Below are 6,701 nucleotides of genomic sequence, written 5' to 3'. Positions count from 1 at the left end.
GACGACGATCTTGCTCGTCGAGCAGACCCTCGAGGTCGCGATGAGGCTCTCACACCGGCTGTACGTCATGGACCAGGGGCGCATCCAGTTCGAGGGCACGCCGGACGCGCTCCGGAGCGAGCCGACAATCCAGCAGCGCTTCCTCGGTGTGTAGCAGCGTGCCGGATTAACAGCGCTTCGAGCGCGGGCTTCGCCCGCGCAACCCTGTTCTGGGGGAGGGCTTGGGAGGGGGCCGTCGAGGCCCCCTCCCATGATCTAGCGTCCTCGCCGAAGCGCGGCGTGCAGCACCGCGATCACCGTCATGCTGTCCTTGATCTCCCCGGTCTCGACCATCTGGAGCGCCGAGGCGAACGGCACCGGACGCACCTCGATGAACTCCGTCTCGTCGGGGGGCGTCAGGCTGGGGGACAGGGCCTCGGCCACGAAGAGGTGTGCCGTCTCGTCCAGGATGCTTTTCGAGGTGTGATACGAGACCAGCGGGGTGAGAGACCCCGCCCGATACCCGGTCTCTTCGGCCAGCTCCCGCTGCGCCGCCGCCTCGAGGCTTTCCCCCCGATGAACCCCGCCGGTCGGCATCTCCCAGAAGACCCCGCGGGCCACGTAGCGGTACTGCCGGATCAGCACCACCGTCTCGGGATCGAGAAACGGGAGCACGCCGACGCACTCGCCGCAGTGCACGACTCCGTAAATCGTCGTGCGCCCGTCCGGGAGCGCCACCTGGTCCTCCTCCACGCGGATCCACTGGTTCTGATAGACGAGCCGCGTGGCTCGCGCCTGCCAGGGGACCTCGGCCATCCGTCCCCGTTTCTCCGGGCTCGGTGGACCGCCGGGCCCGCTCACGACGACGACCCCCAGGCGCGAGCCGCGACCGATCGCGGCCCCCAGAGCCGCGGCCGGGCCGCGAGCAGGAGCCCGAGCCCCACCGGCCCGAATTCGACGACGATCACCCAGGCGGGGATCGTCCACACCGGCTGGGCGAAGATGACGTAGGTCAGGGCCACGGCGCACGAGAGGTAGAGCCAGGGCCACCAGGGCGCCATCGCCATGAGTGGCACGATCCAGAGCGCATACCACGGGAACAGGTTGGGCGCCGCCAGGAGGTAGCCCCCCACGAGCCACACCGCCCGGCGCCAGACCGGAATCTCCCGGCCCAAGAGTCCGAGGACGAGAGCCAGCACACCCAGGCCGAGGAGCGGCAACAGGCGCGCGGCCAGGCGCCCCGTCGGGCCGAGCGGCCCGAGCAGAAGCTCGAGGGCCGCCCGGAGGCTCCCGTTGAACTCCTCTTCCGAGATGTACCGGGCCAGCGAGCCCAGCACCGCCCACCCCTCCCCGGCATAGAGCGCGTAGCCCGCGGCGAGGACGGTGGCCGCCGCCGCCAGGGCGCGCCCGGGGCTTCGCCGCCACACGGCCGGGAGCAGCAGCACCGGGTAGAGCTTGACGAGGGCGCCCGCGCCCAGGAAGGCACCGGCCCAGGCCTCGCGGCCCCGGGTGGCCGCCCAGAGCGCCGCCACGGTCGTCGCCAGCACGACGGCGTCCAGGTGGCCGCTCCCGGCCAGCTCGACGACGACCAGCGGATGCCAGGCGTAGACGAGCGCCCAGGCGAGCGGGCGCCCGAGCGCTCGGAGCCACCCGACGACGAGCGCGATCGTCGCGAGGTCGAGGGCGACGATGAAGAGCTTGAAGCCCAGCACGCTCCCTGGCGCGAGCCGCGCCAGGCCCGCAAAGAGCAGCTGCGCCCCCGGCGGGTAGACGGTCCGCCAGTCGGCGTGATTCAGCCGCGGGTAGACCACGGGATCGCGGAAAGCCGCCACCTCGGGGGCGTTGGCGGGGTAGCCATAGGGACTGACCCCCGCCGCCGCGAGCCGGCCGTCCCAGAGGTACCGGTAGAGGTCGGTCGACAGGCTCGGCGCCGCCGGCAGGAGGATGAGCCGGAAGAGGGCCGCCGCGACCAGGATCCCGGCCAGGGCCGGCCATCCGGTAGGCGGCCGGCGGACCACCCGGACGACGGCGAGCCCGTACGCCAGGCTGGCGAGCCCGAACAGGACGATGAACGGATGGACTGCGTGGAACAGGTCCCCGAGCCAGGCGAGCGCGCCGAACGCGGCGGCCAGGACGAGGGCGCACCCGGTGAGGATCGCGGGAGTCACAGCCGCTCCGCCTCGAGAAAGCGGAGCGTCCGCCGCGGCTCGAACGGCGCCGCCACACGCGCGCCGGCGCCCACCGGCGCGCGCGCCCGCAGCCGGGCCAGGTCCTCGCCCCGGTCGACGTCGAACCAGGCGGGGAGGAGCCGGAGCCGGAGCCCGAGCTGACGGGCGCGGGCGACGGTCTCCTCGAGCACGGCGGGAGTACTCCACGCGATGGCCCGGAAGAGGGCGGGGGTCGGGCGCCGGAGACCGATGAGGTAGTAACCGCCGTCCTCGCAGGGCCCCACCACGACGTCCGCCGTGTCGCCGAGCAGCGCCAGGCACGCGTCGCGCACGAACGCGGTCGGCAAGGTCGGGCTGTCGGCGTCGACGGCGATGGCGGCCCCCGGCGGCGCGGCGAGAAGATCGGTGAGCAGCCGGTCGAGGCGCGCGCCGAGATCGCCGCCCACCTGCGGCACGAGCCGTACCCCGGTCGCGGGCCCCACCAGTGCGCGGATCTCGGCCTCGCGCTCCGGGGGCGTGAAGGCGAGGATGGGCTCGGCCAGCTCGATCCCGGCGATCTGCTCCATCCGGTCCTGCAGGAAGCAGCGCGCGAGCCCGGCGGCCTGAGTCGGCGTCAATGGTGGGCAGAGCCGCGTCTTCACCTCGCCCGCCACCGGCACCTTCGCCATGACGGCCACGGGCAGGCGCGCCGGCCCCGCGCCGCGCTCGTGGCTCATCGGCTCTGGCGGAGGGCCACTCGCAGGAACCGCCAGCCCGCCCGGAGGCTCCCGCCGAGCGTGCCGGCCACCTTGGAGCGACCGCCGAGGCGCGGCCGCTGCGTCACCTCGACCTCGGCGATCCGGAGGCCGTGCCGCGCCGCCTTCACGACCATCTCGACGGGCCAGCCGGAGCTTCGATCCCGAAGACCCAGGGCCAGCAGGGCATCCCGCCGGATCGCGCGGAACGGCCCGATGTCGCGCACGGCCACGCCACACCGCCAGCGGAGCACGAGCGCGACGGCGCGAGTCCCGAGGATCGCGTGGCGCGGATGCTCGGCGCCGGCGTCGTACCGGCGGACGCCGAGGACGAGGTCGGCCCGATCCTCCCGGATGGGGTCGAGGACCCGGGGCAGCTCCCGCGGGTCCTGGCTCCCGTCGCCGTCGAGGAACGCCACGACCGCGACCTCCGGGTGGAGGGCCTGGATGCCGCGCCAGCACGCGGCGCCGTACCCCCGCCGCGGCTCCGCGACGACGCGGGCCCCGGCCGTACGGGCGACAGCCGCGGTCCGATCGGTCGAGCCGTTGTCCACCACGACGAGGTCGTCCACGAGCCCCGGCGGCACCGCGCGGATGACCGCGCCGATCGCCGCCTCCTCGTCGAGGGCCGGGATGACCAGCCCTACGCCGGGGCGACCACCGTCGTGCATGCGCTGCCGACTTTGGGCAGGTCCTGGCCCGCCGCGCGTGGCCAGTCGAGCCGCAGCGGATCCCCACGGGCGAACGGGCAGTAGACATCCGCGGCGTCCAGGCCGCCGACGAGCGCGCGCCGACCCGCGCAGCCGCCCCGACACGGGCAGCCGGCGCAGGGCCCGGGCACCTGCCGGGCGGCTGCGAACTCCGCCGTCGACAAGATGGCCGGGCCCAGCGCCACCAGGCTCTCCACCGTCAGCGTGCTCGCCGGCCAGTAGGTGCAGGGCAGGATCCGGCCGTCGGGCGCGACCCGGACCGTCGAGCGCCCGCAGCCCGGGCCGGCGAACCCCTCGAGCCCGAGGACGGCGGCCAGGACGGGCTCGGAGGTCGCGACCAGGCGGGTGCAATCGGCCAGGCGTCGAAAGGCGTCCCAGAACTCGTCGTAGGGCAACGTGAAGCCGTCGGTCTTGGCGGGCTGGTAGACGTTGACGCGGAGGTTGGCCCCGACCCGCCGGGCGACCTCGACGAGGCCGGGCATGGCGCGCGCGTTGGGCCGCATCAGCACCGTGGTCACCGTCACCGGCACTCCCAGCCCCTGGCAGCGCGCGAGCCCCGCCTGGACCGCCCGCCAGTTTCCGGCGCCGCGGAAGGCGTCGTGGGCCGCCTCGGTCGGGAAGTCGATCGAGAACTCCACGCTCCGGAATCGCCGGACCTCGGCGTCGCTCAGGCAGGCGATGCTGGCGCCGTTCGAGGTGATGCTGGTCTTGATGCCCCGGGCCGCCAGGTAGTCGAGCACCGCGCGGTATTCCGGGTGAAGGCCGTTTTCGCCGACCCCGAGGTTCATGGAGCCGACCGGGATCGCGTCGCAGACGCGCTGGACGGTCACCAGGCTCAGGCGATCCAGGGTCGCGTCGGGACGGTAGCAGTGGGGACAGCGGAGGTCGCACTCGTTGGTCAGCCCGATGCCTACCGAGAAGGTCATCGCGCGTGGGCCGTCAGTTCAGCTTGGGGCGGGAGCGCCCGCTGCCGCTCCCCCCCAAACCCCCCCACCAGCAGCCCGCTGCGCGCCGTCGCCCCCGCCCCGCCACGTCCCGCATTGAATCCTTCACCGGCCTTCAGCTGGCCGTTCCCGGCCCGCCACGCCCGGAGACTTCGCCCGAGCCGATCAGGCGCATCGCGCGGAGCTCGGCGTTGGCGCGCTCGGTCCAGTCGTGGGGCTTCTCGCCCGCCGCCCAGTCGAGAAGCTCGACGATGCCGTCTTCCAGACGCCGCTCCGCCTCCCAGCCGAGCAGCGCCTTCGCGCGCGCGACGTCCCCGAAGCAGTGGCGGATGTCTCCGGCTCGGAACTCGCCGCTGGGGACGATGTCGGGACTCGTGCCGAGTCCGCCGGCGATGAGCCGCGCCAGCTCCAGCACCGTCACCGAGCGCCCCGTTCCGACGTTGTACGCCTGGTAGAGCGCGGGGGCGGGCGCCTCGGCCGCGGCCAGGTTGGCCCGCACGACGTCGCCGGCGTGGACGAAGTCGCGGCGCTGCTGGCCGTCCTCGAAGATGATCGGCGGGCGCCCGTTCAGGAGACGCGTCGCGATGATCGCCGCCACGCCGGTGTACGGGTTCGACAGGGACTGCCGCGACCCGTACACGTTGAGGTACCGGAGCGCGATCGTCGGGAGTCCGTAGGCCTGGCCCAGGACCAGGGCGAGCTCCTCCTGGTCCCGCTTGGTGATGCCGTAGGTGCTCGTCGGGTGGAGTGGGTGATCCTCGGGGGTCGCCGTCGGCTGGACCTCACGGCCGCACCGCCCGCAGAGCGGCTCCCACTCGGCCCGGCGTAACCGCTCGAGCGGGCGCTGGACGCGCGCGACCTGGCCGTCGGTCGGGCAGAGATAGGCGCCGTCGCCGTACACGACCATCGAGGACGCGATGACGAGCCGGCGGAACTGCGCCCGGCGCGCCAGCATGGCCTCCAGCAGGGTCGCGGTGCCCAGCGCGTTCAGGTCCACGTAACGTCGGATGTCGTACATCGACTGGCCGTTGCCGACGATTCCCCCCTGGTGCCAGACGCCGGTGACGCCGTCCAGAGCGCGGTCGACTGTGGCCCGATCGCGGAGGTCACCGACGATCAGCTCCGCGTCGGGCGAGAGGAACCGAGCCGCCCCCGTGGGATGGGCTTGCGGGAGGAGGCTGTCGAGGACGCGCACCGTGTCGCCCCGCCGCAGGAGCGCGTCCACCAGATGCGAGCCGATGAACCCGGCCCCACCCGTCACCAGCATCCGCTCGGCCACGCGTCCGCCTCCCCTCCACGTCCGGAGTGTTCCAGACTACCATCAACCCCGCGGCCCCTCAAACCGCTCGAGGCCGCGGGTGGATCAGATCGAGGCCGGATGGTCGATGGCCGGCCTCTGGTGTAGCATGAGGGCCAGGTGCGATACCTGAGAGCGCGGGCCCCAAACCGAGGTCTCGCCATGATTCACGTCGACCGGCACGATCAGCGGTACCACTTCCGGAACGACTGGCTTTCGGCCTACTGGCACTTCTCGTTCGACCACTACCACGACCCGACCCGCACCCAGTTCGGGCCGCTCCGGGTGTTCAACGACGACACGGTGAAGCCCCGGAGCGGCTTCCCGATGCACCCCCACCGGGACATGGAGATCGTGACCGTGGTCCTCGCCGGCACGCTCGAGCACGAGGACAACCAGGGCCATCGCGGCCTGCTCACGGCCGGGGAGGTCCAGGTCATGTCGGCCGGGACGGGCATCGTCCACGCCGAGCGCAACCCCTCCTCCACGGTGCCGCTCCACCTGCTCCAGATCTGGATCGAGCCCACCCGCCGCGGGGGTCGGCCGAGCTGGGCCCAGGCGGCGTTCGCCCACGAGGCGGGGCGCGGCCCGCGGATCGCGCTGGCCTCGGGCGAAGGGCTCCCGGGCGCGCTCCCGATCGGTCAGGCGGCCACCATCTACCGGCTCAAGCTCGGCCCCGGCGAGGCCGTCACCCACGAGGTCTCTCCCCGCCGCCGCGCGTACCTCTTCGTCATCGGCGGCACCGCCACGCTCGGCGAGCATTCGCTCGAGACCGGCGATGCGGTGCGCCTGCAGGGCGAGCCGGTGGTGAGCCTGAAGGGCACGCGCTCGGCAGACCTCCTGCTCCTCGACCTCCCGTAGGGATCCGA

7 protein-coding genes are annotated in these 6,701 nt (G+C 73.3%); 1 reads left to right on the top strand and 6 read right to left on the bottom strand.

The features are described 5' to 3' along the window. Nucleotides 1–255 precede the first annotated feature (255 nt). The 6 genes from VGW35_12245 to VGW35_12220 all read right to left on the bottom strand — a co-directional run bounded on the left by VGW35_12245 (nucleotide 256) and on the right by VGW35_12220 (nucleotide 5,814). Nucleotides 256–795, bottom strand: a complete 540-nt coding sequence (locus tag VGW35_12245; protein HEV8308430.1) for an NUDIX hydrolase — start codon at nucleotides 793–795, stop codon at nucleotides 256–258. A 41-nt stretch (nucleotides 796–836) separates the two neighbouring features. Then, nucleotides 837–2,147, bottom strand: a complete 1,311-nt coding sequence (locus VGW35_12240; protein ID HEV8308429.1) for a glycosyltransferase family 87 protein — start codon at nucleotides 2,145–2,147, stop codon at nucleotides 837–839. Next, complete coding sequence (locus VGW35_12235) at nucleotides 2,144–2,863, bottom strand: TIGR04282 family arsenosugar biosynthesis glycosyltransferase (GenBank protein ID HEV8308428.1); 720 nt, start codon at nucleotides 2,861–2,863, stop codon at nucleotides 2,144–2,146. Before VGW35_12235 ends, VGW35_12240 begins: the two co-directional genes overlap by 4 nt. Further along, nucleotides 2,860–3,552, bottom strand: a complete 693-nt coding sequence (locus VGW35_12230) for a glycosyltransferase family 2 protein (protein ID HEV8308427.1) — start codon at nucleotides 3,550–3,552, stop codon at nucleotides 2,860–2,862. The genes VGW35_12235 and VGW35_12230 overlap by 4 nt, the downstream gene beginning before the upstream one ends. Beyond that, nucleotides 3,525–4,517: a radical SAM protein gene (locus tag VGW35_12225; protein HEV8308426.1), complete on the bottom strand. Its 993-nt coding sequence runs from the start codon at nucleotides 4,515–4,517 to the stop codon at nucleotides 3,525–3,527. The genes VGW35_12230 and VGW35_12225 overlap by 28 nt, the downstream gene beginning before the upstream one ends. Nucleotides 4,518–4,650: 133 nt before the next feature. Next, entirely contained in the window at nucleotides 4,651–5,814 is a 1,164-nt protein-coding gene (locus tag VGW35_12220) for an NAD-dependent epimerase/dehydratase family protein (protein HEV8308425.1), read from the bottom strand. 180 nt (nucleotides 5,815–5,994) lie between these two features. Here VGW35_12220 and VGW35_12215 point away from each other — a divergent pair, with 180 nt between their 5' ends. Continuing rightward, a complete protein-coding gene (locus VGW35_12215) occupies nucleotides 5,995–6,693 on the top strand; it encodes a pirin family protein (protein ID HEV8308424.1) in 699 nt (232 codons plus the stop codon). The last annotated feature ends 8 nt before the right edge of the window (nucleotides 6,694–6,701 follow it).

The organism is Candidatus Methylomirabilota bacterium (assembly GCA_036005065.1).
GTDB lineage: Bacteria > Methylomirabilota > Methylomirabilia > Rokubacteriales > DASRDR01 > DASYQW01.
The sequence above is the reverse complement of the archived record's forward strand: the minus strand, read 5'-3'. Positions and strand labels throughout refer to the sequence as shown.